Origin of the sequence: Streptomyces sp. NPDC056231 (assembly GCF_048270745.1) — a bacterium.
Lineage (GTDB): Bacteria > Actinomycetota > Actinomycetes > Streptomycetales > Streptomycetaceae > Streptomyces.
Map to the genome: position 1 here is coordinate 189,781 of NZ_JBLVKW010000004.1, position 25,026 is coordinate 214,806.

Sequence of the window (25,026 nt, forward strand, 5' to 3'; positions counted from 1 at the left end):
CGTCAGTCGGTTTCGGCCGGCCGTTGTACGTAACGCAGGACGCCCCACATGCTCTGCTCATGTGCGGCGTCCTGCGTCATGTCCGGCGCCGGCCCTGCTTCCACCGGTGGTTCGGTGCTCTCGCGGCAGTCGGCCAGTTCCTTGTGCAGGGCTTCCGGGTCGATGCCGGAGCCGATCAGCACCAACTGGGTGAGGCGCGGTTCGTCGCGCTTCCAGGGCCGCGGGGCGAACCGCAGGAACCGGCCGACCGCATGCACCTCGTACTTGTTTCCGTGGTCTCCCGAGCCGAAGTCGACGTACCCCTTGATCCGGTAGAGGCCCTCCGGCCGGGAGTCGAGGAACTCCATCGTTCGGCGGGGGTTCATGGGTACATCGGCGCTGAACGAGACACTCTCGTACGTGGTGTGCAGATGCCCGGTGTGCGTCTCGCCGCCCGCCTCGTCCAGCAGGAGGTCCTCGAAGGAGAGCTGACGCATCCGCTCCTCGCCGTCCGGCCGCAGCGCCGGGTCGAAGAGCAGCTCCGGGTCGATGCGTCCGTACTCGGCGGAGACAACGGCCGCCCTGCTGCCGGTCGCCGCGACGACGTCCCGGATACGGTCCTGCTCCTCGTCCGTGACCCGGTCCGTCTTGTTCAGCACGACAAGATCGGCGACGCCGAGGTGCCGGTCGATCTCCGGATGGCGCTCCCGGACGGCGTCGAACTCGGCGGCGTCGACGAGCTCGACCAGTCCCCCGTACACGATGTGCGGGTTGTCGCTGGCCAGCAGCATGCGCACGAGCTCCTGGGGTTCCGCGAGTCCGCTGGCCTCGATGACGATCACGTCGAGGCCGACGGCGGGGCGGGTCAGCGTCTCCAGGAAGGTGTCGAGTTCGCTCGCGTCGACGGCGCAGCACAGACATCCGTTGCCCAGTGAGACAGTCGAGCCGACCTGCCCCGAGACGGTCATGGCATCGATCTCGATCGAACCGAAATCGTTGACGATCACGCCGATCCGGTTCCCCGCGCGGTGGCGGAGCAGGTGGTTGAGCAGGGTCGTCTTGCCGGAACCCAGGAACCCTGCCAGGACGATGACCGGGATCTGCTGCCTGCGGGGCGGGGATGACGGGCTCAACGGTGGCCTTTCTCGGAGGGACCTCAGCGCCGGTACCGGCTGCGGCGGGGGTGGACCGATGGAGCGGGCCGCCGGGCGGATGATCTTCGAGTCCTCCGCCTGCTCCAGGATATTGGCGTTCCAGCCGGGCACACGCGCCGCGCAGCCGGGTCGGACGCTCGTAGCTGAGGACGCCGAGCGCGGAGAGGACGACCTTCCGGGTGGCGTCACAGACTCCGGGCTTGCCGTTGAGCCCCCGGCTGACCGCGGCCTCGCTGACTCCCGCCTCCTGTGCCACCTGAGCAAAGGGCTGTCCGTCATGCACGCAGGATCCGCGAAGAAGCGCAGGCGGCTTGCGTGGAGTGGGAATGAAGAGAAATTTCAGGAAGTGCAGGACTGCGTCTTACCTTCATGCGATGAGCGCACCATCGCCCACCCCCCGGAGACCGCGACGGCTCGGCTGGCCGCAGCGGGTCTTCTCCCAGGTGCTGCTGATGCAGCTCGCCATCGCCACCGGCGTCACCGCACTCGCCACCGGCCTCTTCCTGGCACCCCTCAGCACGCAGCTCGACGACGAGGCGATGCGCCGTGCGCTCGCCATCGCGCAGAGCACGGCGGCGCAGCCGCAGATCGCCGAGTCCCTGCTCACCACGGCCCCCGAGCCCGGGGGGCCCGTGCAATCTGCCGCGGAGCGGATCAGGTGGTCCACCGGCGCCGAGTACGTCGTCGTCATGGACCGGCACGGGGTGCGCTGGTCGCACACCGACACCCGCCGGATCGGCAAGGTCGTCTCGACCGACCCCAGTGAGGCGCTCGCGGGCGGAGAGATCATGGAGATCGACAGCGGTACGCTCGGCCGCTCGGCACGCGGCAAGGTGCCGCTCCGCGACAACGCGGACCACATCGTCGGAGCGGTCTCGGTCGGCATCGCGTACGACAGTGTCCACGCCCGGCTCCTGGCGGCGATCCCGGGGCTGCTCGCCTACGCGGGCGGGGCACTCGCCGTCGGGGCGCTGGCCGCCTACCTGATCTCCCGCCGCATCCAGCGACAGACCCACGACCTGGCCTTCTCCGACATCTCCGCGCTGCTGACCGAGCGCGAGGCGATGCTGCACAGCATCCGCGAAGGGGTCGTCGCGCTGGACCGTACGGGACGCATCCGGCTGCTGAACGACGAGGCGCAGAGGCTGCTGGGGCTCGGCCCCGACGCCGCGGGCCGCCCGCTCGACGACGTGCTCGGCCGGGGGCGGACCGCGGACGTGCTGGCCGGCCGGGTGGTGGGCGACGATCTGCTGACCGTGCGCGGCAACCGGGTGCTGCTCGCCAACCGGATGCCGACCGCCGACGGAGGCGCCGTCTCCACCCTTCGCGACCGCACCGAACTCGAACGTCTCGGCCGCGAGCTCGACTCCACCCGCGGTCTGATCGATGCCTTGCGCGCGCAGGACCACGAGCACGCCAACCGGCTGCACACCCTCCTGGGGCTGCTGGAGCTGGAGAAGCACGAAGACGCGATGGAGTTCGTCACCGAGGTCGTCGGCGTCCACCGGGCCACCGCCGAGCAGGTCACCGAGAAGGTCCATGATCCGCTGCTGGCCTCCCTGCTGGTCGGCAAGGCGACGGTCGCCGCGGAGCGCGGCGTCTCGCTGCGCATGGCGCCCGGCACGCTGCTCCCCGACCGGCTGGTGGACCCGCGCGGGCTGGTCACCGTCGTCGGCAACCTCGTCGACAATGCCCTGGACGCGGCCGCCGGATCGGACGACGCCCTGATCGAGGTGGGACTACGGGCGGACGGCCGTACGGTGGTGCTGCGGGTCCGTGACAGCGGCACCGGCGTCCCTCCCGAGAGTCGCGAATCGGTCTTCACGGAGGGCTGGTCGACCAAGGAACTCCCGGCACACGGCAAGCGCGGTCTGGGCCTCGCGATGGTACGGCGGCTGGCCGAACGACAGGGCGGCAGCGCCACCGTCGCCGGGGCGCCGGAAAGCGGCGCCGAGTTCACTGTCGTGCTGCCCGAGGCGCTCACCGAGCCGGGGCTCGCGGAAACACAGCATCCGGAGCCGGACCTCACGGGAGGAGTTCAGTGATCCAGGTCCTGATCGTGGACGACGACATCCGGGACCGGCTACACCGCCCCCGCCCCGGTCAGCGCGCGGACCTCGGTCTCCGCATGCTTGGCGTCGTCGGGTGGCTCGGGTGATGTGACTGTGCCGATCCAGCCGGCCAGGAAGCCGAGCGGGACGGAGACCAGTCCGGGGTTCTCCAGCGGGAAGAACTGGAAGTCGACGCCGGGGAAGAGCGAGGTGGCGCTGCCGGAGACGACCGGTGAAAGCAGGACGAGCAGCACCGCGGGGATCAGCCCGCCGTAGACCGACCAGACCGCTCCCCGCGTGGTGAAGTTCCGCCAGAACAGCGAGTAGAGCAGCACCGGCAGATTGGCCGAGGCGGCTACGGCGAAGGCGAGCCCGACCAGGAACGCCACATTCAGATCCTGGGCGACCAGGCCCAGCCCGATGGCGGCCACCCCGATCCCGGCCGCGGCAACCCTGGCCACGGTGACTTCGCTGTGCTGCTTGGAGCCCGGGCGCCTGAGCGAGGCGTAGAGGTCATGAGCCACGGAGGCGGAGGAGGCAAGCGTGATCCCGGCGACGACGGCGAGAATGGTCGCGAAGGCCACGGCCGCGACCACGGCGAACAGGATCGCTCCCCCGGTGGAACCTTCGCCGCCGCCGAGCACCAGGGCCAGCAGCGGGACAGCCGTGTTCCCGGCGGGACTCGACGCCCGTACGTCCGCCGAACCGACCAGCGCTGCCGCACCGAACCCGAGCACGATCGTCATCAGGTAGAAACTGCCGATGAGGCCGATCGACCAGACGACCGAGCGGCGCGCGGCGCGGGCGGTGGGCACGGTGTAGAAGCGCGACAGGATGTGGGGCAGTCCGGCCGTGCCGAGCACCAGGGCCAGCCCGAGGCTGATGAAGTCGAATCGGGCGGTCCAGCTGCCGCCGTACTTGAGTCCGGGCGAGAGGAACTTCAGTCCGTGGCCGCTCCGCTCGGCGGCGGAGGTGAGCAGCGCGTTGACGTTGCCGTGGAAATGGACCAGAACGAGCACGGTGAGCACAGTCGCGCCCACGATCAGCAGGACGGCCTTGACGATCTGGATCCAGGTCGTGGCGCGCATCCCTCCGAGGGACACATAGATCACCATGAGCGCCCCGACCCCGATGACGGTCCAGGAGCGGGCGGCATTGCTCGTACCGCCGAGCAGCAGGGCGACCAGACTGCCCGCACCCACCATCTGCGCCACCAGGTACAGCACGGAGACGGTGACGGAGGAGGTGCCCGCCGCGATCCGTACCGGGCGTTCCGACATCCGCGCGGCCACCACGTCGGCGAGGGTGAATCGGCCGCAGTTACGGACGAGTTCGGCCACCAGCAGCAGGACGACGAGCCAGGCGACGAGGAAGCCGACCGAGTACAGCATGCCGTCGTATCCGAACAGCGCGATCAGGCCGGAGATACCGAGAAAGGATGCGGCCGACATGTAGTCACCGGCGATCGCGAAACCATTCTCCATGGGGGAGAACAACCGACCGCCGGCATAGAACTCCTCCGCCGAGCCGTGCCGGTTGCGGCTCACCCAGGTGGTGATGGCGAGCGTCACGGCGATGAATGCGCTGAACAGGAGCAATGTCAGGGTCTGGTGATTCCCCATCAACGCCCGATCCCCCGCGTCATCTCCTGAGTCTCCCACCGCAGATCGAGCGCGGTCTGGTCCCTGCACAGCCGCGCATGACGTGTGTACGCCCCGGTGAGCAGGAACGTGGTGAGGAACTGCCCGAGTCCCGCGACCATCGCCACGTTCACGGCCCCGGCAACCGGACGGGCCATCAGCCCGGGAGCGGTGACTGCCGTGACAACGTAGGCGAGGTACCAGATGACAAAGGCCAGGGTGGCGGGGCCGACGAACCGCCGGTACCGACGACGTACTTCCTGGAAGGCCGCGCTGCGCTGCACCTCCAGATAGATGTCGGCCGCACTGTGGCCGCGCTGCGGGGTCACGGGCCCGGGCGGCCCGACGGATACGAAACCCCCCGCACCGTCCAGCTCGCCCCATCCGGAGGCCAGAGCGTCGTACCACGGGTCGTCGACTCGCATCGCTGCAGCATCGCACCCTGCTTCCTTCTCCACCGAACAACTCCCCTTTTCCACGGACCACTTCGGCCGCGCACCCAAGAATGGGCAGATCAGGAAGCTCCCGGGCACTTCATTCGCCGCTCTTCACCTCTTCAGGTGAAGGCTGTCCCGGGCGGGTGTGCGAGACCCCGAACGTACGCATAGCGCACGGCCTGCGCTCTGTCGCGCACGCCGGCCTTGGCGAAGAGATTGTTGATGTGGCTCTTCACCGTGGCCTGCGAGATGTGCAGCTTGCGGGCGATCTCCCGGTTGGACAGGCCCTCGGCGATGAGAACGAGTACTTCCGCCTCGCGGGGCGTGAGACCGTCGGGCAGTCGCGACTCGTCAGGCACCGGCCCGGCGGGGGCCGGTGCTGTGGTGACCCGCTCCAGCAGCCGGCGCTGCACCATGGGCGAGAGCCCGGCCTCGCCCGACAGCACTGCCTGGATGGCCCGCACGATCTCGTCGCCCCCTGCGTCCTTGGTGAGGTAGCCGCGGGCCCCCGCCTGCAGCGCGGGGAAGAGCGAGTCGTCGTCCGCGAACGTCGTCAGGACCACTACCTGTGTGCCCGGATACTCCGTGCGGATGCGCCGTGTTGCCTCCACCCCGTCGCAGCGCGGCATCCGAAGATCCATCAGAACCACATCGGGTGCCCGCTCGGCGACGAGCGCCACGGCCTCGTCCCCGTCCCTCGCCGATCCCACCACCTCGATTCCGGGCAACAGCCCCAGCAGCATCACGATTCCCTCGCGCACCACCGACTGATCGTCGGCGACCACGACCCGCGCGTTCACGCGGGCACCCGCAGACTCACCACGAACCCCTCCTCGCCCGGGCCTGCCTCCAACGTCCCGCCGAGCAGCTCGGCGCGCTCCTTCATTCCCAGCAGACCGTATCCGGAGCCGCTGACAGCGAGCTCGTCCACGGGTCGTCGGCCACCCCGGTCCCTGACCTCCAGGGCGACTTCGCCCGGCAGATACTCCAGCCGTACGAGAACGGTGGCCCCCGGCGCATGCTTGCGCACATTGGTCAGCGCCTCCTGCGCCACCCGCCGGACCGCCTGCGAGGCGTCCGCCGTCAGCGGCCGCTGCTCCCCGGCCACGGTCACCGCGCCCGGCTCCGCAGTCACCAGCTGCCTCAGGAAGTCCTCCACCGGCGCGACCTCACCCCGGAGCGCGGAGAGCGCCTGCCGGGTCTCGGCCAGCCCCTCGCACGCCATCGAACGGGCCGCCACCACTCGCTCCAGGACCTGATCCCGGAACTCCCCGGAAGGCTCTCGTGCGATGAGCAGCCGCGCCGCCTCCAGGTGCACCAGCTGCGCGGAGAGACTGTGCGCGAGCACATCGTGTATCTCCCGAACGATCCTGGAGCGCTCGTTCAGCGCAGCCGATTCCGCTTCCGCCGCCCTCGCCGCCCGCTCCTGCGCCAGAAGCCGCAGGGCGCTGCCACGTGCCTCGGCATCCAGCCGGAGCACATATCCCGCAAGGCAGAGGCCCCCCGTGGTCAGCGCCGTCGTCATCCACCCCTCGGTGTTGACAGCGGCGTACGCGGCGAGCGCGACGGCCGTGGCAGGAACGGCCGCCGAGAGCGGCAACCGCTCCAGTGCGGTCACCGCGCAGCCGCACCACAGGACCAGGGCCGGCACACCGGCACCGGCCTGCTGTGCCCCGAAGGCGGCCGCCATCAGCAACGCCATGAGCCCGAGGGAGGGCCACAGCCGGTGTTCCAGACTGGTCCGGTAGAACGCCCATGCGGTCCAGGCGCAGCCCAGTACGCCCAGCAGTCCGACCGCGACTTCCCAGGGGCCGAAGTTCCCGGCGGTGACGCTGCCCCAGAGCACGAGGGCCAGCAGGAGCGCGCGAACAGACCAGGCAATGACCGCCCGTGGGCGCTTGCGCCCCTGCCGGGAGAGTGCCTCCCGGGACGGCCAGCTCGTCCAGGTAGCGCGTGTCACACCCGGTCCTTCCACACCGGCTGCGACGACAGGCCACCGACAGCATCACCGTATGCCGGGCTTATCCCCACGGACCGCCTGGTCAGCGCACCGCTGCGCGCGAGCAGCGTCAGCCGTGCCGAGCACTGGCGGACCACGACGAGCGCGATGACGGCAATGATCACCAGGACGTTGATGAGCCCTGACATGGCGGCCTCCGAGGTGCGGAAAGGTTCAACACCTTCGACGCTACGGACTATGTCAGGTCAGAGGATCGGCTCAGGGATTGATCGTAGGTGGAGACGCCGTCTCCACCCGTGGGTGGAGACGGCGTCCGCTGGTCACGCGTCGATGCGCGAGCGGTCCAGTGTGGCCGCCGAGCTGGTGATGAATTCCTTGCGGGGCGCGACCTCGTTGCCCATCAGCAGATCGAAGACCTGCTCGGAGGATTCGAGGTCGCCGATGTTGATCCGCCGCAGTGTGCGGTGGCGCGGATCCATCGTGGTCTCGGCCAGCTGGTCGGCGTCCATCTCGCCCAGCCCCTTGTACCGCTGGATCGAGTCCTTGTACCGGACGTTCTTGCGCCGCAGCTCCAGCAGCGTCTGGCGCAGCTCACCGTCGGAGTACGTGTAGATGTACTTGTCCTGGCCCTTCTTCGGCTGGACCAGCTCGATCCGGTGGAGCGGGGGCACGGCAGCGAAGACGCGTCCCGCTTCGACCATGGGCCGCATGTACCGCTGGAAGAGCGTGAGCAGCAGGATGCGGATGTGCGCGCCGTCGACATCGGCGTCCACCAGGAGGACGATCTTGCCGTAGCGGGCGGCGTCGATGTCGAAGGTCCGCCCGGACCCGGCCCCTATGACCTGGATGATCGCGCCGCACTCGGCGTTCTTCAGCATGTCCGAGACGGATGCCTTCTGGACGTTGAGGATCTTGCCCCGGATCGGCAGCAGTGCTTGGAACTCACTGTTCCGGGCGAGCTTGGCCGTGCCGAGCGCGGAGTCCCCCTCCACGATGAAGAGCTCGCTGCGGTCCACGTCGTCGCTGCGGCAGTCCGCGAGCTTGGCGGGCAGCGAGGAGGACTCCAGCGCCGTCTTGCGACGCTGCGCGTCCTTGTGCTGCCGGGCCGCGATGCGGGTGCGCGCGGCGGCGACCGCCTTGTCCAGGACCGCCCTGGCCTGCGCCTTGGCATCACGCTTGGTGGAGGTGAGGAATGCCTTGAGCTCCTTGGCGACGACATTGGCGACGATCCGGTTGGCCGCCGAGGTGCCGAGGACCTCCTTGGTCTGGCCCTCGAACTGCGGCTCCGCCAGCCGTACGGTGACGACTGCGGTGAGGCCCTCCAGGGCGTCGTCCTTGACGATGTCGTCCTCGGCGACCCGCAGGAGCTTCGCGGAGCGGAGCACCTCGTTGACCGTCTTGGTCACGGAGCGTTCGAACCCGGTCACGTGGGTGCCGCCCTTGGGGGTGGCAATGATGTTGACGAAGGACTTGAGGTTGGTGTCGTATCCCGTGCCCCAGCGCATGGCGATATCGACAGCCAGCTCACGCGTGACCTCGGTCGCCGTCATGTGCCCGCGCTCGTCCAGGACCGGCACGGTCTCCTTGAAGGTGCCCTGCCCGGTCAGCCGCAGCACGTCACAGACGGCCTTGTCCTGGGCGAGGTAGTCGCAGAATTCACTGATTCCGCCGTCGAAGCGGAACGTCTCCTCGGTCTCGCCCGCACCGTCGAGACCACGTTCGTCGCGTACGACGATCGTGAGTCCGGGGACGAGGAATGCCGTCTGCCGGGCCCGCTGGTACAGCGTCTCCAGGCTGAGCTTGGCGTCCTTGAGGAAGATCTGCCGGTCGGCCCAGTAGCGCACCCTGGTGCCGGTGCGCGTCTTCGGGACTCGCTTCCCCTTGCGGAGGCCGTTGGCCGGGTCGAACGGGCTGTCCGGCCCCTGCTCGGTGAAGATGCCCGGCACTCCGCGCCGGAAGCTGATCGAGTGGGTCGCGCTGTTGCGGTCGACCTCGACGTCGAGGCGGGCCGAGAGCGCGTTGACCACGGAGGCGCCCACACCGTGCAGACCACCGGACGCGGCGTACGAGCCGCCGCCGAACTTGCCGCCGGCATGCAGCTTGGTCATGACGACCTCGACCCCGGACAGTCCGGTCTTGGGCTCCACGTCGACGGGGATGCCCCGGCCGTTGTCCCGGACCTCGACGGAGTTGTCCTCGTGGAGGACGACCTCGATGTGGTCGCAGTAACCGCCGAGGGCCTCGTCGACGGAGTTGTCGATGATCTCCCAGAGGCAGTGCATGAGGCCACGGCTGTCGGTCGACCCGATGTACATCCCGGGGCGCTTGCGAACCGCCTCAAGCCCCTCAAGTACGAGAAGGTGCCGCGCGGTGTAGTTGGAGCCGTCTCGGTCTGCTCCGGTCAGCAGCGCAGTGGACGGCACGGACGTATCGGCGGTCACGCGGTTCGCTCCTCGCTGAATTTCATTTGGGGTCCAGGTGGGTAACGGGCTCGGCTTCGGTTGCCGCTGAGAGCGTACCGAGGCCTGGTAGAGCGGTTGTACCGCCGCCCTCGGGGAATGCTCACACTAGACCAGCCTCGCATACGCGTTCGATCCCTCGTGGGAGTGACGCGCACATCACGTTCCCTTCGAGGCATGAACCATTTAGGCTCCGGGCACGTCCTCATGAACAAACCGGCAAGCCGGCCGGACGGACCGACCCACCCATACAAGCAACGCGAAACCGTAGCGCTACGCAATACGGCACATTCGCCGCCAACCGGCAACAGACAGCCATCTTGAGAAGAAGTTTCGAAGAAAAGCCACGAGCGGGAACGTTTTCGGCCTGGTTGGATGTTGACCCTGGTACGACAGCTCGTCGAGCTAGAGAAGAGGCGACGTGACTACTGTTCTGACCCCCGCGAGCCCGCTGACCGCAGCAGACCGCTGTGACCGTTGCGGCGCCCAGGCATATCTGCGCGTCGTCCTGATCAGCGGCGGTGAACTGCTCTTCTGCGCCCACCACGGTCGCAAGTTCGAGCCGGAACTCAAGAAGATCGCCGCGGAGATACAGGATGAGACGGACCGACTGACGGCCGTGCAGGCCAATGCCGTCGAAGAGGAACAACACTGACACCTCGCATCCACGACGAGCCAGGGTCCGGCTCCGTACCGGCCGACGGGCGGCTCCCCCACCGAGGGGGGAACCGCCCGTTCTCGTACCTTCGGAGCGACGCCGGTCAGCTACTGGCTGCCATCCAGCCCGCCGCCGCGGAGATCCTCGTGTAGACGCCGGGGCGCCCCGCGACCCCACAGCCATTCCCCCAGGACACCAGGCCGATGAGCCGCCCACCGGCCACCAGTGGCCCTCCGCTGTCCCCCTGGCATGCATCGCGCCCGCCCTGCTGTTCGCCCGCGCAGAGCATCGTCGAGGCCTCGTACGCGGCGCCTCTGTCGCCGGGGTAGGCCCGTCGGCACGTGCTGTCCGGCAGAACCTTCACCTGGGCGGAGCGGAGCGACGTCACGTAGTCACCGTTCCCGGAGACGTCTCCCCAGCCGTAGACGAGGGCTGCGCTACCCGGCTCATCAGCCCGGTCACCGGCTGTGGCCATCGGGATCACGCTCTCCCCGGGGAGCGCATCGGCCAGCGTGAGCACCGCCAGATCGCCGGAGTTGGTGGTGGGGTCGTACCCCGGGTTGATCCACGTCTCCTTGACCGCGACCTCCCGGCCGCCGGAGCCGGTCAGCTCATCCCGCCCGGCAATGATCCGCAGGTCGCGCACCTGGCCCACATCGGCGCCGAGCGCCTCCCGGCTCAGACAGTGGGCGGCGGTCAGCACCTTCGTCGGCTCTACCTGCACGGCACCGCAGAACTGGCCCGCACGGGTACCTCCGAATCGGTTACGGCTGGACAGCGCCACGACCCACGGGCTGTCCTTGACATGCGCCGGCTGCCCACCGATGACAATGCTGTCGGCAGCCGCCGGAACCGGGGACCCGAGCGGTATCACAGCTGCCGCGGCAACCAGGGCGAGTGGCCCGGTCATGGCGCGGACGACGGTACGGGACATGCGTACTCCTGACTCTGCGGTGGATCATGCCCACTCAGAGTCATCCACCATGTCGGCAACCGCACCCGCACATGCGCCGAGGGCCCGGTTCCTCGGAACCGGGCCCTCGGTCGTCCTACTGCCTCGACTCAGTCGAGGTAGTCGCGCAGCACCTGCGAACGCGACGGGTGACGCAGCTTCGACATGGTCTTCGACTCGATCTGACGGATGCGCTCACGCGTCACGCCGTAGACCTTGCCGATCTCGTCGAGGGTCTTCGGCTGACCGTCGGTGAGGCCGAAGCGCATCGAGACCACGCCGGCCTCACGCTCGGAGAGGGTGTCGAGCACCGAGTGCAGCTGCTCCTGAAGGAGCGTGAAGCTGACCGCGTCGGCCGGGACGACCGCCTCGGAGTCCTCGATCAGGTCACCGAACTCACTGTCCCCGTCCTCACCCAGCGGCGTATGGAGGGAGATCGGCTCACGACCGTACTTCTGGACCTCGATGACCTTCTCGGGGGTCATGTCGAGCTCCTTGGCCAGCTCCTCCGGGGTGGGCTCACGGCCCAGGTCCTGGAGCATCTGACGCTGCACACGCGCAAGCTTGTTGATGACCTCGACCATGTGCACCGGGATACGGATGGTGCGGGCCTGGTCGGCCATGGCGCGGGTGATCGCCTGACGGATCCACCAGGTGGCGTACGTGGAGAACTTGTAGCCCTTGGTGTAGTCGAACTTTTCGACCGCGCGGATCAGACCGAGGTTGCCCTCCTGGATCAGGTCCAGGAAGAGCATGCCGCGGCCGGTGTAACGCTTGGCCAGCGAGACCACGAGGCGGAGGTTGGCCTCCAGCAGGTGGTTCTTGGCGCGGCGCCCGTCCTCGGCGATGATCTCCAGCTCGCGCTTGAGCTTCGGCGCGAGCTTGTCGGAGTTCGCCAGCTTGTCCTCGGCGAAGAGGCCCGCTTCGATGCGCTTGGCGAGCTCGACCTCCTGCTCGGCGTTGAGGAGCGGGACCTTGCCGATCTGCTTCAGGTAGTCCTTGACCGGGTCGGCCGTGGCACCCGCGACGGCGACCTGCTGCGCGGGCGCGTCGTCCTCGTCGTCGTCGGAGAGGACGAATCCCTTGTTCTCGCCCTCGCCCTCCTCCTCGTCGCCCTTGCCGACCTGTACTTCCTCGACAGCCTCGTCGCCGTCGAGAAGCTCGTCGGCGTCCTTCTTACCGGCCTTCTTCGTTGCAGTCTTCTTGGCCACCGTCTTCTTCACGGCGGTCTTCTTGGCAGCTGCCTTCTTGGCTGCCACCTTCTTCGCAGGGCTGGCCGCGGCAGCGTCGTCGGCCACCACGTCCACGGTCTCGGCCGACGTGGCGGCGGTGGCCGCGACGGTCCTCGTCACGGTCGTCTTGGCCGCGACAGTCTTGGTGGCGGTGCGCTTGACCGGGCTCTTCGCTGCGACGCTCTTGCGGGCGCGCTTCGGCGACTCCGCGGCACTGACCATCAGCGTCACACCCTCTTCCTCGAGGATCTGATTGAGGCTGCGCAGAACATTCTTCCACTGGGTTGGCGGAATCTGGTCAGCCTCGAAGGCCCGACGCACGTCATCGCCGGCGATCTGCCCATCAGCCTTTCCCCGCTCGATGAGCGCCATCACAGACTCGGACTCGGCGATCTCCGGCGGGAGCGTACGGGATGTGCTGGCCGACACGAACAACCTCTCGGAACGATGGAAAACGGCTTCCGGTCCGGCCCGGGAGAGGGCTGGAACCGACGACCGCCGGGCTGGGAATGTACCGACGGCGCGGGTTTGGCCTCAGAACTGCACAGCGCCGTCATTGGCTGCTGTATTCCTTCCGCGGCGGTCACCTCTTAAGTCATCGCACCGCCTCAAGGAGTGTTACGCCCAATCCGCGTGGCCCGAGTCACACCCCATTTACGGCGAACGCGACCAAGAGCGACATCTTTCAACAATTGAGCCGCCGGACCGCGACGGTCCGGCGACACATGGTTCGTACACCCTGGCCGTATCGCGGTCAGTGCTCGCGCGGCGCCGGCACCACCCGCTCCACCTCGGGGTGAACGACGAGCAATTGACGCATGGCCGCCTCGGCACCCGCCGCGTCGCCGGTCGCGAGGGCGTCGACGATCCGGACGTGGTGGCCGAGGGACGCCTCGCCGGGGCGGTCACAGCCGGTGACCGGACCACCCGAGACCTGGAGGGCGGCGGAGACGATGCCGGAGAGATGTTCGAGCATGCGGTTGCCGGCAGCCTGGATCAGCAGGGAATGAAATTCGGCGTCGGCCCGCGAGTAAGTGATCACGTCGCCCTGCGCGAGCGCATGCCCCATGATCTCGATCATGTCACCGAGCCGCTGCTGAAGATCCTCCCGGCCGTGACCGGCGGCGAGGCGAGCGGCGAGCGGCTCGATCGTCCAGCGGAGCTCACCCAGCTCACGCCGCTGATCGTCGCGCTGCGGACCGAAGGCTCGCCATTCGATGATGTCGGGATCCAGCAGATTCCAGTCGCTGACCGGACGGACCCGGGTACCCACATTGGGCCGGGCACTGACCAGGCCCTTGGCCTCAAGAACGCGCAGAGACTCACGTACGACGGTGCGGGAGACCTCGAAGCGCTGGCCGATCTCCTCCGGCACGAGCGGGCGATCGGCACCCAGATCACCGGAGACGATCATCTGACCGAGCTGCTGAACGAGCTGTCCGTGGAGGCCACGGCCGCGGCTGGCCGAACCCCGCCGGCCCGCTCGCCCCAGCTCTGCATCGGTGCCGTCCCACGAACGGACGGCGGCGCGCTCGCCGGCCGGCGCCTCCGTGTAGGGGTAGCGATCGAGTTCACCCGAGCCGGCGAGGCCGGAATCGACGGAGCGGGCGGCGGTCATCATGGTGTGCGCAAGGGTACTCACGCATCCTTTGTCGGCGCGGCTCGCCCGCCCCTTGAGGTCTTTGGTGAAAAGCACACGAAAGGGTGATCGGCGCCCACCCCCCAATTGACGCCTTATCTGTATAAAACGGGCACCTTCAAGGGAGTTGCAGGCCTCGTGACCGGGTGGCCGCGCTCCGTGATCACCAACGGACCCTGCCGCGAAGGCTGGTGAATCCATACGCGCAGATGAGGACCGAGAGCAACAACGCCAGCGCCGCCCCCACGGGGTGCACGACCACGCGCACCCCCGTCACCACCCAGGAGTCCATCCCGTCCGGCCACTGTACCCAAGCCAGTTCGCGGAGCCTGCTGGGAAGCTCGAGTACCGAGTGACCGGCCGGCCCCGACAGCACTCTTCGGACAAGCGGAACGACAAACGCGGGCACAGCGAGCACTGCGGTGACTCCGGCGGCGGTCACTCGGAAGATTCCGGCGGCCAGCAGACCCGCCCAGGCGCAGCCCACGTTCAGGCCCACCCAACTCATCGCGAGAAAAGCCGTATTCGGCGGAACGCTGACCAAGTCGCCTCCGTACACGAGACGGAGTGCCTCGGCGGAGGCCGCCACCACGATCAGAGCGAGGAGCAGCGCGACACCCGCGGAGACCGCCAGCTTGGCCAGGAGCAGACCGAGGCGGCGGGGGACGGTGCCGCGGCCCGCCGCAAGCGCGGGGTAGCGGAACTCGTCACCGAAGGAGAGCGCGCCGAGCAGTCCGGCGCCGGCAGCAGCAGGCGGCAGGGGCAGCGCCGTGGGCCAAGCTGCGAGCAGGTTCGGCAGCGGGGCGTGGCCGGTGCGGGCGAGAAAAAGGGAGAGTCCGACCGAGACGACCAGAACGGCCGCCATGATCAACGTCGTTGTCCTGACGCCGAAGAGACGGCGCAGTTCGTAGCGGAGCGGCCGGTGTGGAGCACGAGCCGGCCGCCGGCGGATCGACGGTGCGCGCTCCTGACCCGGGACGAGCGATGCCGTTTGCGGCACAGCTTCCGGCTCGGGGGCAGTCGGCTCTGGTTGCGCCGGTGCCGCCTCCGGGCCCGACGCGAGTGACGCCCGCCCGGGCGATGAGGCCTCCGCTTCGGACGCGCTGGCCGTCGCGGGGCCGGTGTCGGCGATCTCGTCGGCGAGTTGGTGAACGGGAACACCGTGACGGAATGCCGTGTCGCCGATCTCCGCACACGTGCTGCCGTACACCGAGAGGCGGCTGCCCGCTTCGATGACCACCTCGACGGAACGCCGGGCCGCGCGCGCCTCACGGTTCACGACTGCGGCGAGCCGTGCGGCGTGCGGAGTCCGTACTGCGACGCGGGGGCGCAGACGGGTACGCGAGAAGTCGATGACGGTCTGGTCGGAGACCAGCCGGCCGGCGTCGACGGTGACCACATGGTCGGCCGCCCGCGCCGCCTCCTTGGGGTCACTGGTGGTGTAGAGGACCGTTCCTCCCTGCGCGGCATGGGCACGCAGGAACCCGTGCAACCAAGCTTTCTCCCGTGGCGAGAGGCCCTCTCCGGGATCGTCGAGGATCAGCGCATGGGGGTCTCCGAGCAGCGCCGACGCGAGGCCCAGCCTGCGGTCCATGCCGAGCGAGAGCGCTCCGATGCGCTGGTCGCCGAGCCCGGCGAGGCCGACGGTGTCGAGCAGTTCGTCAGCCCGGGAGGCGGGCACCCCTGCTGCGGCGCTGAGCATGCGGAGCTGGCCACGGACGGTGCGGACGGGATGGCCGGGCACGTCCCCGAGGAGCACTCCTACTTCACGGGCGGGATGCGGGATACGGTGCAGCGGCCTGCCACGGAAGTAGGTGACACCGCGACCCGTCTCGATTTCGAGCATCAGGCGGAGGGCTGTGGTCTTGCCGGAACCGGGGGCGCCAAGGAGTGCCGTGACGCGGCCGGGTCCGGCTTCGAAGGTGAGGTCGTCCACGGCGGGCGGACGGCAGCGGTGGGGGGCGCTGGTGAGTCCGATGGCCTGAAGCATCGCTTCTCTCGCGGGAGGTGAGACCGCTCGGCGGCAGGGCGGATACCGCAGCACGATAACTCGGCATATCGGACTTTTAGCGCATCATCAATCCTGCGGGCGTTCCGCGAGGTCAGACCTCAGGCCTCAGCATCGGCGGGTTGAGCACGGTGGCCGCGCCGGCCCGGAAGAGCTGGGCGGGGCGACCACCCTGGCGGGTGGTCGTTCCGCCGGCAGGCACCAGGAAGCCGGGGGTGCCCGTCACCTTGCGATGGAAGTTCCGCGGGTCCAGAACCACCCCCCAGACCGCTTCGTACACCCGACGCAGCTCTCCGACCGTGAACGCAGGAGGACAGAAAGCGGTGGCCAGCGAGGAATACTCGATCTTGGAACGTGCCCGCTCGACGCCGTCGGCGAGGATCTGCGCATGATCGAAGGCGAGCGGGGCGGGCTGATCACCCTCGCGGCCGAAACCGCCCTCCGGCCCGAGCAGGTCCTCGACGGGTGCCCATCGTGCGCTGTTCGCGTCGCCGCCCGCGCGGGGAGCAGGCAGGTCGGGGGCGAGTGCGAGGTGAGCCACGCTGACGACCCGCATCCGGGGGTCTCGCCTGGGGTCGCCGTAGGTGGCGAGCTGTTCGAGATGGGCACCGTTGCCGACTGCCGGGGCCACCGGGTCCTGCGCGCACAGTCCGGTCTCCTCGACGAGCTCACGCGCCGCAGCGGCTCCGAGGTCCTCATCGGCTCTGACGAAGCCACCGGGAAGTGCCCACCTGCCCTGGAACGGGGACTCGCCGCGGCGAACCACCAGCGCACAGAGCGCATGACGGCGCACGGTGAGCACAACCAGGTCGACGGTGACAGCGAACGGCGGAAAGGTCGACGGGTCGTAGGGCGGCATGCCGTGATCATAGTCGTCTGCCTGACGATAAACACTCCCTTCGTCATGATCTTCATCCAGCCCGGCCCCGGAAACTGGTCGGCTCACCGCCCGCGCGATGCGAGTCGTTCTCCGGGGCACGCCACGGCAGCACCCCGGAGGCCGTTGCGTTCCGGTGCACAGACACTGCGCACCTGCGGCTCCCCTCGTCGCTCTTCTCGGTCTGTGCCCGCTCAACTCGATGCCCTGCGCCGCACCCCCGCTCCCCTGCCCGACACCGGGCGATCGGGATCCATGATCATCGGCCGCCCCGTGCCCGGCCGTGACCGTGGGCCCGCGGCTCACGGTCACGGTCACGGCGTCGCGCGACCGCCCTTGGCCGGGCCTGGCCGGGCTGTGTCTTGTTCCGCCTCACCGCCGACGGGCGTACCGTGCGAGGCCGGACGACTCGCTCGGCACGATGATGACCGCGCTCCTTCTGCTCGCTGCTCTCCCCGCGCAGGCAGCGGCGCAGAGCCTCCGGATCGAGTCCTTGGTTGCACGCCTGATGGAGCAGTTGAGCGAAGGTGTAGTCGGGGTCCACCCGGAGGGCCAGCCCCAATGCGACCCGGGCGCCCGGCTCGTCGCCTGTCGACCAGGAGACCCAGCCTGCCAGGGTGAGCGGCGCAGCAGCGTGCTCCTCGTACGGTCCGACGCAACGGCGTGAAAGCGCCTGCCACAGGCGCAGAGCGGATTGGGCGTCGGGCCCTTCCATCCATTCTGCGGCCTTGTCCCGGGTCTCCCGGTCCTGGAGACCGAGGATCACCGCGGCGGCCTCGTCATTGCTGATCAACGAGTCGTCCTGGCCGTCGGCCGCGGAGGGCGCGGTCGCCGGCGCCTCCCGGAGCCGTTTCATCAGGACGCGCGCGAGCCCGAGGGTCTCGCGCGCCACTTCCTTGCGCCCCTCCTCGTCGAGGATCCTCGGCACCAGTGCAGCGCCGGCCGAGTCGAGGGCCTGCGGTTGCTCTGCCACGATCGGGGTCCTCAGAGGCGCCAGTCTGGCTTCCATCTCCCTCAGAGACCCCCGGACCTGAATGCCCGCGTAAGCGGCGGCGGCCGCCATCACCGAAGTGCCCGGCAGGGACAAGCCGTTGCCCTCGCTCGGGCAACAGCGCGCGTCCGGACAGCAGTAGGACCAGTAGCGTCCGCCGGAGATGCAGAGCGCTTCGAGGACGGGTACATCGAGAGCCCCGCAGGCCGTGCGCAGACGCTGGGCCAGCGGCCGCAGCCGCTCCATCGTCTGGCCCGGGGTCTCCCCGTCGGCAGGATCCTGGCAGAGGAATACGACGATCGCATCAGGGTGCTCACCGCGTCGCTCGCTCCCCTTGACCAGGCACTCGGCAAGCTGCTCGGCGACGTGCGGCCATTCCTGCGGCGACTGCGGAATTCCGAGCCTGAGCCGCCCGCCGAAGCGGCCCCGGCCGCCGTGCAGAGCGACCATGACCACGCTGTCGTTCGGATAGAAGCCCATGAGATACGGCAGGGCATCGGCGAGTTCGGCGGGCCCGCGCAGAGTGATCCGCTGCTCTTCGGCCGGTCCGGTGGATTCGTTGCGCTTGTTCATTGCATGACCGTCCCGCAGGCAGCAGAAGTCCGCGACCCCCTGTGGATAAGTTGTCCACAGGGACGCGGGGTCGTTCGGTTGTCCCGGCCGGTCGTCCGGTGCGCCGCCAACAGTGCGGCCCGCGGGCGCGCCTGGTACGAGGCACGGACACGGACACGGACCCAGCCCGCACAGGTCGGTACGCCACCTGCCGGTGGGCTTGCAGCCGAGTCGGGCACGACCGATGAACTCGTCGGCGACCGCCAGCAGCAGGTCGCAGGTGTCGCGGCGGTAGCGGTAGAGCGCACTGAGATCGGCGCCCAGTGCGGCTTCCAGCCGCCGGACCGTCAACAGCCGACCAGGCGCAGGACCGTATCCACAATGACCTGTTCGGACAGCACTGCGCCCTGCTTCGTCGGCCTTCTGCGCATCGATGCGGCTCCGGAACCACACGTTCAGTCATGACCCGAGGCTTATGACAACACGATTGACGTGTGAAGGGGGCAGGGGTTTCATGGCCTGCCATCCGAGCTCTCCGGCCACCCTCCCCCGACAAGGCGGCGATCGTTGGTGATACCAGTGAAGAATGCAAGCGCCACGCCGAGCAGAAGCGCCCAGGCCCCCCAGGCCGCGATGCGGAAGTCCATAGGCGTCGTCGACAGCATCGTTCTCGCCGCGTCGAGCACCGCGGCCACCAGCAGTATCGGCATCGGACTCGGTCTGATGGCGAGCATCGTCGGCCTGCACCTACCAGCGATCATGCTGTTGGCCTTCCTGCCCGTGCTCGGCATAGCCGGCGGATACGGGCGGCTCAACCGTGTCGAACCCAACGCCGGCAGCAGCTACAAGTGGGTCGGCACCATCTTCAGCCCCTGGCTGGGCTTCCTGACCGGATGGGTCAACGTCGTCGGCACCATCGTGTTCATGGCCTACACCACCACGGTGACCGGCTCGGCGATCATCCAGCTCCTCGGACAGGCCACCGTCCACAGCGTCGCCGGCCTCTCCCTCGATCCGGACTCCACCCTCCAGTCCACTCTCCTCGGCATGGCCGTCCTGGTCGCCGCCGCACTGGTCGCCGTCCGCGGGCTCGACCTCGCGGCGCGTCTCCAGAAGTACCTGCTGATCTTCGAGTACGGCGTGCTGCTCGCCTTCTGCGTCTACGGCCTGTTCGCCGGGGACCAGCCGTTCTCTCTCCAGTGGTACAACCCCTTCGACATCCCCTCAGCCGAAGCCCTCGCCCAGGGCATGGTGCTCGCGGTCTTCTGCTACTGGGGCTTCGAGTCGGTCTTCAGCGTCGGCGAAGAGGTCAGTGACCCGCGGGACGCCTCTCGCGGCGGGTTCATCGCCCTGACCGTCATGCTGCTCCTCTTCCTGCTGGCCGGCACCGCCTTCCAGCGGGTCCTGCCGCTGGACGAACTGGCCGACAACGGCGCGCAAGGGCTCGCCTACTTCGGCATGAAGCTCGCCGAGCAGCCGCTGGCCGCACTGCCGCTCATCGCCCTCATGTTCTCCGCGGTAGCGTCGCTGCAGGCCGCAGTCATCCCCACCGCCCGCGGGATGTACGCGATGGGCCGCGACGGCGTCCTCGGCTCCGTCTGGACGCGCCTCCACCCCAAGCACGGGACGCCCGCCGTCGGCACCCTGCTGATCACCGGCATCGCCCTGGTCCTCGCCGCGATGGCGCTGGTCATCCCCACCGTCAATGACTTGATCTTCGCCGCCGTCAACGCGATCGGCATCGTCGTCGCCCTCTACTACGCCCTCACCGCCCTGGCCGCCGCGGTGCGCTTCCGCCACCTGCTGCGCACCTCACCACTGGAGGCCCAGCGCGCGGTCGTCGCACCGGTGCTGGGCGCGCTCGCGCTGCTCGCCACCGGCGGCTACCTCGCCTGGACCTTCTATCGCTCCACCGATCACTTCGAAGTCTCCGCCGACAACGGCTGGTTCGCACTGCTCGTCCCGGTGCTGATGATCGGCTCCGGCCTGCTGGCCGCCGCGTGGGCCCGCTGGCATCGCCGGTCGCCCTATTTCATCCGTACCCGCGACGCCGCCGCTGACAGCGAACCGATCAGCGCCCTGCCGGCGCGCGGCACGGACCGCTGACCCAACAGGCCGCCGGCACCCGGCGCGACGAGGGCATCGGCTTCCTCCTTGACAGCGGCAAGCTCGCGGTCGTCCGGCACGTCACCGACGCGGTGGTCGTGCTCAAGGGCGGAAGGACCGCCGAATCCGGTCCCGCAATACCCGTCCTGACCAACCTCAGCATCCCTGCACCCGCCTCCTGCTCGACTCCGTGCCCCGCGGCCCGGACGAGATCCGACCCGCATGTCCGAAGGCCACCGCGCGCCTACCCGACTCGTCTGATTCATCGCAAAGGACCGTCACATGACTGACCTCACCGACATCGCCTATCTGCCGGCCACCGAGGCTCTGCGCCGTTTCCGTGACCGCTCCCTGTCACCGGTCGAGCTGATGACCGCGGTCATCGCGCGCGCCGAAGCCGTCGAGCCGAAGGTCAACGCCCTTGCCGAGCGGACCTTCGAGGAGGCGCTCGCCGCCGCCCGCGAGGCCGAAGCCCGGTACGGGGGCAAGGGCGAGGCACCCCGCGCGCTGGAGGGTCTCGCCGTCGCGACGAAGGAGGAGCAGCCCATCGCGGGCCGCCGCATCACGGACGGCTCCCTGGCGTACCAGGACGAGATGGCCGAGCAGACGCACCCGGTGATCGAGCGGGTCCAGGCTGCCGGCGGCATCGTGCACGCCCGGACCACGACCCCGGAGTTCAGTTGCGCGGGGTACACGCAGTCACGGCTGTGGGGCGTCACCCGCAACCCATGGAACCTGGAGTTCACCCCGGGCGGCTCCTCGGGCGGCGCAGGCGCCGCGCTCGCGGCGGGTGAGGCAACGCTCGCGACCGGTTCCGACATCGGCGGCTCGATCCGCATCCCCGCTTCGTACACGGGCACGGTCGGCTTCAAGCCGCCGTACGGGCGCGTGCCGGCGATGACGCCGTTCAACCTCGACACGTACTGCCACGACGGCCCGATGGCGCGCACCGTCGGAGACTGCGCCCTGCTGGAGAACGTCATCGCGGGGCCCCACCCGTTGGACGCGGTCTCGCTGCGGCCGAAGCTCGTCCTCCCCGAGCGGTTCGAGGGCGCCGAAGGCCTGCGGGTGGCGCTTTCGGTCACCCTCGGGGATTGGCCGGTCGAACCCGAGGTCGAGGCCAACACCCGCGCGGTCGCGGAGGCGCTGCGTGCGGCCGGAGCCATTGTCGAGGAGGTGGAGGTCCCCATCATGCGGGCGGACGTGATGCGGGCAGCGATGATCCACTTCGGCTCCATCTTCGGCCCCTACATCGCGTCGGTCGCCGCCGAGCACGGCGACCAGCTCACCACGTACGCGCTCGACTTCGCCCGGCGGGCCTCCGAGGCCGTCCGCGAGCCCGGCAGCTTTCTCCAGGGCCTTGAGACCGAGGCTGCGGTGCAGACAACGCTCGGCGCCCTGCTCGACCGCTACGACGTCCTGCTGTGCCCGACGAGCGCCGTCCCAGCGCTCAAGGCGGACGACGACTACCTCTCGACCAAGGTTGTGATCAACGGCGTCGAGCTGGACTTCTACCTGGAATCCGCAATGACCACGGTGTTCAACATCGCCAGCCGCTGCCCGGTGCTGAGCGTGCCGTCCGGTTTCGCCTCGACCGGAGTACCGACGGGGGTGCAGGTCGTCGGACGCACCTACGACGACGCCACGGTGTTCCGCGCCGCAGCAGCGATCGAGGCCGTCCGCCCCTGGAACAGCGTCCCGGTCCTCTGACGTGACGTCTGCCACCGGTACAGGAAGCCGGCCTGTTGGGGCCACGGGCTCGACCAGGGCCGGAGCATCGCCTGAGGCAACAAGCTGATGAAAGACCAGAAAGGGCCTCCGGCGCAGATCGGAGGCCCTTCCGGAGGCACAGCCGGTAGCGGCGGACGAGCCGGACAGTACGCCGGGTACAGGACCGACCCGGGCGTGGCCCACCGCCGTTCATGGCAACGAGTTGGTGGCATGAACGGAACAGGCGACGTCAGCCCGCTGCGGCAAGGACCAGCGGCAGGATCTGTTCGCTGCCTGCCTGGCGGAGCAGGCGGGCAGCGACTGCGAGGGTCCAGCCGGAGTCGGTGTAGTCGTCCACGAGCAGGAGGGGACCGGGAGAGCCGGCCAGGGCATCGGCCAGGTCCGCAGGCACGGTGAAGGCGCCGGACAGCGTTCTGAGGCGTTGGGCGGAGTTGCTGCGGCGTGCCGCGTGCGCGCCGCTCGGCCCGGTGTGCGTCAACGTCCCCAGGAAGGGGAGGCGGCCGATGGACGCGATGCCTTCAGCGAGGGAGCCGACCAGTTGAGGCCGGGCCAAGGACGGTACAGCGACCACTCCTACCGGCCGGGCAGAGGCGTCCGGGACGTTCGGCGCCCAGCCCCCCGGGGAGCGCGCCCAGTCGGCGAGGACCGCCACCGCGGCCCGCAGGACATCGTCGGGGACCTGTCCATCGGGCGCGCTCTCCGCCAGCAGCGGGCGCAGTCGGTTGCCCCAGCCGATGTCCGAGAGCCGGCCCAGGGCACGCCCGGTGGAACACTGTTCCTTGGCCGGGATGCGCCCCTTGAGGTCGATGCCCAGTGCGGGCATCCCGGTCGGCCACATCCGGCGCGGCTCAACCTCCACCCCGGGGCGGTCCAGTTCCTTCGTCGCCCCCGTCAGCGTCTCCATCGAGACAGAGGGATCGGCCCAGGCGCCCGCGCAGTTGTCGCAGCGGCCACAGGTGGCGGCCCCTTCGTCGTCCAACTGCCGGCGCAGAAACTCCATCCGGCACTGGGATGTGCTCGCATAGTCGCGCATGGCCTGCTGCTCGGCCGCCCGCTGCTTGGCGACCCACGCGTAGCGTTCAGCCTCGTACACCCACTCGGCTCCCGTTGCCGTCCAGCCGCCCTTCACCCGCTTGACCGCGCCGTCGACATCCAGCACCTTCAGCATCGACTCCAGCCGGCTGCGCCGAAGGTCCACCGCCGCCTCCAGGGCCGGCACGGACAGCGGCCGCCCCGCACCGGCGAGGGCCGAGAGTGTCTGACGAACCTGCGCCTCAGGAGGGAAGGCGGTATCGGCGAAGTAGCGCCAGATGGCCTCGTCCTCCTTGCCCGGCAGCAGCAGCACATCGGCGTGGGCCACGCCGCGGCCTGCACGCCCCACCTGCTGGTAGTAGGCGATCGGCGAGGAGGGCGAACCCATGTGCACCACGAACCCCAGGTCCGGCTTGTCGTAGCCCATGCCCAGCGCCGAGGTCGCAACCAGTGCCTTCACTCGGTTCTCCTGCAGGTCGACCTCGGCCTGCAGCCGGTCGGCGTTCTCCGTCTTCCCCGTGTATGAGGCCACGCGGAAGCCGCGCTGCCGCAGAAAGGCGGTGGCCTCCTCGGCCGCGGCGACGGTGAGGGTGTAGATGATCCCCGAGCCCTGCAGGTCGTCCAGATGCTCAGCAAGCCAGGCCAGGCGGTGCGCGGCATCCGGCAGCTGCACCACACCCAGCCGAAGGCTTTCCCTCTCCAGCGGGCCGCGGAGCACCAGGGCCTCGCCGGCACCGGTGCCCAGCTGTTCGGCCACGTCCGCGGTCACGCGCGCGTTGGCGGTCGCCGTCGTGGCGAGTACCGGCACGCCTGCGGGCAGCTCGGCCAGCATCGCCCGCAGCCGCCGGTAGTCGGGCCGGAAGTCGTGGCCCCAGTCGGAAATACAGTGCGCCTCGTCGACCACCAGCAGACCGGTCGTGGCCGCAAGCTTCGGCAGCACCTGATCGCGAAAATCCACAGAATTCAGACGTTCCGGGCTTACAAGGAGAACGTCGGTCTCGCCGCGCTCCACCTCCCCGTAGATCGTCTCCCACTCTTCCGGATTGGCCGAGTTGATGGTGCGCGCGTGGATACCGGCCCGCGCCGCCGACTCGACCTGGTTGCGCATCAGCGCCAGCAGCGGCGAGATGATCACCGTGGGACCCGAGCCACGACGCCGCAGCAGAGCGGTGGCCACGAAATACACCGCCGACTTGCCCCAGCCGGTGCGCTGCACCACCAGCGCCCGCCGGCGCTCCTCCACAAGAGCCGCCACCGCCTGCCACTGGTCCTCCCGCAGCTGCGCCGAACCCCCCGGGGCACCGACCAGCTCGGCGAGGATTGCATCCGCTTCAGTACGCAGCTCCAGGTTGTCCATGCCCCCCATGCAACCCGATAGCACTGACAATCAGCGAATCCACCCGACGTGGCAAAAGGCTCACCAAGGGTGCTCCTGCCACGCACGGATGGGGGTGTTGGGGGGGGGGGGGGGGGGGCCCGCCCCCCCCCCCCCCCGGGGGGGTATAAAAAAAAGGGCCCCCCCCACCGGGTGTGAAGGGGGGATGGGGGGGAGGGGGGGGTAGGTGTGG

18 protein-coding genes and 1 pseudogene are annotated in these 25,026 nt (G+C 69.2%); 4 read left to right on the forward strand and 15 right to left on the reverse strand.

Annotation, left to right across the window (positions count from 1 at the left end; genetic code table 11):
* Positions 1-2 precede the first annotated feature (2 nt).
* Positions 3-1,112 (reverse strand): CobW family GTP-binding protein, encoded by a 1,110-nt coding sequence (locus tag ACNPQM_RS06040; protein WP_418083161.1) that lies wholly within the window; start codon positions 1,110-1,112, stop codon positions 3-5.
* 121 nt (positions 1,113-1,233) lie between these two features.
* Positions 1,234-1,389 (reverse strand): annotated as a pseudogene (locus ACNPQM_RS06045) (LacI family DNA-binding transcriptional regulator); the annotation flags it as partial.
* Positions 1,390-1,507: 118 nt separating this feature from the next.
* On the opposite strand from ACNPQM_RS06045, the gene ACNPQM_RS06050 reads away from it, so the two are divergent.
* The gene (locus ACNPQM_RS06050; protein WP_418083162.1) at positions 1,508-3,178 is read left to right on the forward strand and encodes an ATP-binding protein; all 1,671 of its coding nucleotides are present in this window, start codon (positions 1,508-1,510) and stop codon (positions 3,176-3,178) included.
* Between the two features lie 38 nt (positions 3,179-3,216).
* Here the strand turns inward: ACNPQM_RS06050 and ACNPQM_RS06055 are convergent, their stop codons facing one another.
* The 6 genes from ACNPQM_RS06055 to ACNPQM_RS06080 form a co-directional block, all read right to left on the reverse strand.
* Positions 3,217-4,809: a cation acetate symporter gene (locus ACNPQM_RS06055; protein ID WP_358858838.1), complete on the reverse strand. Its 1,593-nt coding sequence runs from the start codon at positions 4,807-4,809 to the stop codon at positions 3,217-3,219.
* Positions 4,806-5,249, reverse strand: coding sequence for a DUF485 domain-containing protein (locus ACNPQM_RS06060; protein WP_418083163.1), 444 nt, complete (start codon positions 5,247-5,249; stop codon positions 4,806-4,808). Before ACNPQM_RS06060 ends, ACNPQM_RS06055 begins: the two co-directional genes overlap by 4 nt.
* Positions 5,250-5,380: 131 nt before the next feature.
* Positions 5,381-6,061, reverse strand: coding sequence for a response regulator transcription factor (locus ACNPQM_RS06065; protein ID WP_418083164.1), 681 nt, complete (start codon positions 6,059-6,061; stop codon positions 5,381-5,383).
* A complete protein-coding gene (locus ACNPQM_RS06070) occupies positions 6,058-7,221 on the reverse strand; it encodes a sensor histidine kinase (RefSeq protein ID WP_418083165.1) in 1,164 nt (387 codons plus the stop codon). Before ACNPQM_RS06070 ends, ACNPQM_RS06065 begins: the two co-directional genes overlap by 4 nt.
* Complete coding sequence (locus ACNPQM_RS06075; protein WP_418083166.1) at positions 7,218-7,409, reverse strand: hypothetical protein; 192 nt, start codon at positions 7,407-7,409, stop codon at positions 7,218-7,220. The genes ACNPQM_RS06070 and ACNPQM_RS06075 overlap by 4 nt, the downstream gene beginning before the upstream one ends.
* Before the next feature lie 132 nt (positions 7,410-7,541).
* Positions 7,542-9,662: a DNA gyrase/topoisomerase IV subunit B gene (locus ACNPQM_RS06080; protein ID WP_358858843.1), complete on the reverse strand. Its 2,121-nt coding sequence runs from the start codon at positions 9,660-9,662 to the stop codon at positions 7,542-7,544.
* 439 nt (positions 9,663-10,101) lie between these two features.
* On the opposite strand from ACNPQM_RS06080, the gene ACNPQM_RS06085 reads away from it, so the two are divergent.
* Positions 10,102-10,335 (forward strand): DUF7455 domain-containing protein, encoded by a 234-nt coding sequence (locus tag ACNPQM_RS06085; RefSeq protein ID WP_037701300.1) that lies wholly within the window; start codon positions 10,102-10,104, stop codon positions 10,333-10,335.
* A gap of 106 nt (positions 10,336-10,441) precedes the next feature.
* Here the strand turns inward: ACNPQM_RS06085 and ACNPQM_RS06090 are convergent, their stop codons facing one another.
* From ACNPQM_RS06090 to ACNPQM_RS06115, 6 genes are all read right to left on the reverse strand, one after another.
* The gene (locus ACNPQM_RS06090; protein WP_418083167.1) at positions 10,442-11,272 is read right to left on the reverse strand and encodes a S1 family peptidase; all 831 of its coding nucleotides are present in this window, start codon (positions 11,270-11,272) and stop codon (positions 10,442-10,444) included.
* A 128-nt stretch (positions 11,273-11,400) separates the two neighbouring features.
* Positions 11,401-12,951: an RNA polymerase sigma factor gene (locus ACNPQM_RS06095; protein WP_358858845.1), complete on the reverse strand. Its 1,551-nt coding sequence runs from the start codon at positions 12,949-12,951 to the stop codon at positions 11,401-11,403.
* Positions 12,952-13,276: 325 nt separating this feature from the next.
* Positions 13,277-14,164 carry a FadR/GntR family transcriptional regulator gene (locus tag ACNPQM_RS06100; protein WP_418083168.1) on the reverse strand — a complete coding sequence of 296 codons (888 nt, stop codon included), beginning with the start codon at positions 14,162-14,164 and terminating at the stop codon, positions 13,277-13,279.
* A gap of 160 nt (positions 14,165-14,324) precedes the next feature.
* Positions 14,325-16,151: an ATP-binding cassette domain-containing protein gene (locus ACNPQM_RS06105; RefSeq protein WP_418083169.1), complete on the reverse strand. Its 1,827-nt coding sequence runs from the start codon at positions 16,149-16,151 to the stop codon at positions 14,325-14,327.
* A gap of 112 nt (positions 16,152-16,263) precedes the next feature.
* A complete protein-coding gene (locus tag ACNPQM_RS06110; protein WP_418083170.1) occupies positions 16,264-17,028 on the reverse strand; it encodes an NUDIX hydrolase in 765 nt (254 codons plus the stop codon).
* Between the two features lie 277 nt (positions 17,029-17,305).
* The gene (locus ACNPQM_RS06115; RefSeq protein ID WP_358858913.1) at positions 17,306-18,610 is read right to left on the reverse strand and encodes a DUF4192 domain-containing protein; all 1,305 of its coding nucleotides are present in this window, start codon (positions 18,608-18,610) and stop codon (positions 17,306-17,308) included.
* A gap of 612 nt (positions 18,611-19,222) precedes the next feature.
* Between ACNPQM_RS06115 and ACNPQM_RS06120 the strand changes: the two genes are divergently transcribed.
* Positions 19,223-20,695, forward strand: coding sequence for an APC family permease (locus ACNPQM_RS06120; protein WP_418083224.1), 1,473 nt, complete (start codon positions 19,223-19,225; stop codon positions 20,693-20,695).
* A gap of 282 nt (positions 20,696-20,977) precedes the next feature.
* Positions 20,978-22,405, forward strand: a complete 1,428-nt coding sequence (locus ACNPQM_RS06125) for an amidase (RefSeq protein ID WP_418083171.1) — start codon at positions 20,978-20,980, stop codon at positions 22,403-22,405.
* 250 nt (positions 22,406-22,655) lie between these two features.
* On the opposite strand, the gene ACNPQM_RS06130 is transcribed toward ACNPQM_RS06125, so the two are convergent.
* Entirely contained in the window at positions 22,656-24,815 is a 2,160-nt protein-coding gene (locus ACNPQM_RS06130) for a RecQ family ATP-dependent DNA helicase (protein ID WP_418083172.1), read from the reverse strand.
* Between the last annotated feature and the right edge of the window lie 211 nt (positions 24,816-25,026).

Coding starts and splice junctions, on each gene's coding strand:
- ACNPQM_RS06060 (WP_418083163.1), bottom strand. CDS start 5,249: ATGCGAGTCGACGACCCGTGGTACGACGCTCTGGCCTCCGGATGGGGC.
- ACNPQM_RS06050 (WP_418083162.1), top strand. CDS start 1,508: ATGAGCGCACCATCGCCCACCCCCCGGAGACCGCGACGGCTCGGCTGG.
- ACNPQM_RS06090 (WP_418083167.1), bottom strand. CDS start 11,272: ATGTCCCGTACCGTCGTCCGCGCCATGACCGGGCCACTCGCCCTGGTT.
- ACNPQM_RS06130 (WP_418083172.1), bottom strand. CDS start 24,815: ATGGACAACCTGGAGCTGCGTACTGAAGCGGATGCAATCCTCGCCGAG.
- ACNPQM_RS06120 (WP_418083224.1), top strand. CDS start 19,223: ATGCGGAAGTCCATAGGCGTCGTCGACAGCATCGTTCTCGCCGCGTCG.
- ACNPQM_RS06075 (WP_418083166.1), bottom strand. CDS start 7,409: ATGTCAGGGCTCATCAACGTCCTGGTGATCATTGCCGTCATCGCGCTC.
- ACNPQM_RS06110 (WP_418083170.1), bottom strand. CDS start 17,028: ATGCCGCCCTACGACCCGTCGACCTTTCCGCCGTTCGCTGTCACCGTC.
- ACNPQM_RS06105 (WP_418083169.1), bottom strand. CDS start 16,151: ATGCTTCAGGCCATCGGACTCACCAGCGCCCCCCACCGCTGCCGTCCG.
- ACNPQM_RS06115 (WP_358858913.1), bottom strand. CDS start 18,610: ATGAACAAGCGCAACGAATCCACCGGACCGGCCGAAGAGCAGCGGATC.
- ACNPQM_RS06125 (WP_418083171.1), top strand. CDS start 20,978: ATGACTGACCTCACCGACATCGCCTATCTGCCGGCCACCGAGGCTCTG.